This window comes from Dietzia cercidiphylli, from assembly GCF_014145145.1.
GTDB lineage: Bacteria > Actinomycetota > Actinomycetes > Mycobacteriales > Mycobacteriaceae > Dietzia > Dietzia natronolimnaea.
Map to the genome: position 1 here is coordinate 1 of NZ_JAALEA010000408.1, position 2,611 is coordinate 2,611.

At 70.0% G+C, this 2,611-nt stretch carries 3 protein-coding genes; all 3 read right to left on the bottom strand.

All coding sequences use genetic code 11. From position 1 onward, the window contains the following. A partial coding sequence (locus G6028_RS14090; protein ID WP_182659248.1) for an alpha/beta fold hydrolase occupies positions 1 to 394 on the bottom strand: 394 nt, incomplete at its 3' end. After that, the gene (locus tag G6028_RS14095; RefSeq protein WP_182659249.1) at positions 391 to 1,044 is read right to left on the bottom strand and encodes a TetR family transcriptional regulator; all 654 of its coding nucleotides are present in this window, start codon (positions 1,042 to 1,044) and stop codon (positions 391 to 393) included. The genes G6028_RS14095 and G6028_RS14090, both read right to left, overlap by 4 nt. After that, the gene (locus G6028_RS14100; protein WP_182659250.1) at positions 1,041 to 2,396 is read right to left on the bottom strand and encodes a flavin-containing monooxygenase; all 1,356 of its coding nucleotides are present in this window, start codon (positions 2,394 to 2,396) and stop codon (positions 1,041 to 1,043) included. The genes G6028_RS14095 and G6028_RS14100 overlap by 4 nt, the downstream gene beginning before the upstream one ends. Between the last annotated feature and the right edge of the window lie 215 nt (positions 2,397 to 2,611).

Below are 2,611 nucleotides of genomic sequence, written 5' to 3' on the forward strand. Positions count from 1 at the left end.
ACGCCCCGCCCGGTTCCCGGGCCACCTCGAGCGCGTGCCCGCCACCCAGGGAGCACCCCCACAGGACGATACGGTCGGCGTCGACGTCCGGCCGCGTGGCGACCGCGGCGACCGCCGCCCGGAGGTCGTCCTGCTGACGCGACGGCGAGACGACCTGTCGGGGCCCGCCGTCAGATCGTCCGAAGCCTCGGTAGTCGATCGCGAACGCCGCGTACCCGGCGGCGGCGAAGGCCTCGGCGAACTGGAGCAGACCCGAGTCGGCCGTTCCGCCCAGCCCGTGTGCCAGGACGACGCACGGTGCCCGATCCGTCCCGGCCGCGGGCAGGAACCACCCGCGGCAGGTGTCCCCCCCGGAGCGAAAATCGAGGTCGAGGGGGGTGATCTGGCTGGTCACGAGGGTTCTCCTGGGTTGTCGACCTCCGGGTCCGGGCGGCCGTAGATGGCCCGGACCCACAGGTCCGAGGCGGTGGCGATCATGGGCTCGCGATCCGCACCGGGGTCGTAGACGAGGTGTTCGAGAACCGATTCGTTGATCTGGATCAGGGCGGTGGCGAGCGAGTCCGGGTCGGCCCCCTCGGGGGCCCGGCCGGCCGCCCGCTCGGAGCGGATGTACTCGGCGATGGGCGTCGCCAGCTCGGCCCGCCCTTCGTCCCAGAGGCGGCGCATGGGTTCGTGCGTGGTCCGCGCGGTGAGCAGGGCACGGTAGACGTGCGCGTTGTCGACCATCCGGTCCGCCAGGCGGCTCAGCGTGGCGGACACGCGGGACCGGAAGCGGCCGTCGGAGTTCACCAGCATGTCGTTCGACTTGGCGGCGGTCGCCTGGATGGAGGAGAGCAACACGGTCACCGCCGCGGCCTTGGAGTCGAAGTAGAAATAGAACGCCGAGCGGGTGATGCCGGCCGCGTCGGTGAGGTCGGCCACCGAGATGTCGTCGAGTTTGGTGGTGCGCAGCTGCCGGTCGAGCTCGGCCAACAGGGCCTCGCGGCGTCGATCGCCCCGGGGAGAGCCGTTGGTGCCCTCGCCGGAGGTGCCGTTCCCGCTCACGCGGGCGCCGCCGTCCGGATCATCCCGCCGGAGCGGGCCGCGCGCTCGCGGCCCTCCGGGATCTCCCGGGTCCGCAGGTCGTGCTCGTAGAGGAAGTAGTCCACCTGTTGTTGGTGCCGCGGGGTGTCGAGCATGTGCCCGATGTACTTCTTCTCGTCGGCCACGATGACCTGCTCCATCTCCCCCCGGTCCGGCGTCCGGTACAGGCCCGCCGCCCACGCGGCCGCCAGCCGGGCCTGGGCCTCGACGAACGGGAACAGCGTGGGCGTGGACTGGGCGAATCCGACCATCACGAGGTCGTCGATGCCCGGGGAGAACATCCGCTTGTAGAGCGGCACGTGGTTGTGGGCGTCGGCGCTGAGGAACTCGGGGTCGAAGAAGGGGAACGAGGTGTTGTAGCCGGTGGCCTGGATGACGACGTCGAACTCCTGCGCCGTGCCGTCCTCGAAGTGCACGGTCCGCCCCTCGAACCGGGCGATGTTGCCCTTGGCCGTGATGTCCCCCGAGCCGAGTCGGAGCGGCAACTCGACGGACTGGGTGGGGTGCGCCTCGAAGAACTTGTGGTTGGGCGTGGGCAGTCCGTAGGACTCCGGCCGGCCCGCGGACATCGGTTGCATGGCCTGGATGGCCTTGCGCTGCCACGAGTAGGGCAGGAACGGGAACGTGGCGAAGTACTTGTCGGCCGGTTTGCCGGCGATGTACTTCGGGACGATCCACGCGCCCGACCGGGTGGAGATCACCACCTCGTTCCGCATCACCTTGGAGGACAGCTCGACCGCGATGTCGGCGGCGCTGTTGCCCAGGCCCACCACGAGGATGCGCTTGTCCAGCAACTCGAGCGGGTCCCACGGGTCGACGTAGGCGTGCGAGTGGATCATCTCGCCGGTGAACTCACCCGGGAAGTCGCCGAACCGCGGGTCCCAGTGGTGTCCGTTGCCCACCACCAGCGCGTCGAAGCGGCGGGTGCCGGTGCGTTCGGTGGTCAGCTCCCAGCCGCCGCCCTCGAGCCGTTCGGCGTGCAGGACCCGGTTCTCGAACTCGATGCGGCGCAGCAGGTCGAAGGCCTCGGCGTAGTCGTCGAGGTACTGCTTGATCTGCGAGTGGTGCGGGAAGTCCGGGAACTCCTCGGGCATGGGGAAGTCCCGGAAGCTCAGCTGGTGCTTGGAGGTGTCGATGTGCAGCGACCGGTACGCGCTCGAGCTCCCGTTGGGATTGTCGAACGCCCAGTTCCCGCCGATCCGGTCGGAGGCCTCGAAGCCCACCGCCTCGATGCCGTAGTCGTCGAGCATCTTGAGGGTGGTGAGACCGCTGATGCCCGCGCCGATGACGGCGACAGTGGGGACGGGTGTCATGGAAACCTCTTCGGGCCGGGGACCGCCGCGCCGGGAAGCTATGGCGCGAATCACATTGCGGTCCTAGATTATGACCAGGGATTGACGGGCGTCAACAGCGTCCCGCGCGCGCCGACGGGGCACCCCGCCCAGGGCCCCATCCCGGACGGAGGCGGAAATGGCAGACGACACGACCGGGAGGCGGCACGCGGTGGTGGTCGGTGGCGCATCCGGGA

Bases quoted from the DNA above. Each gene is read 5' to 3' on its own strand.
- G6028_RS14100 (WP_182659250.1), bottom strand. From the start codon at position 2,396: ATGACACCCGTCCCCACTGTCGCCGTCATCGGCGCGGGCATCAGCGGT.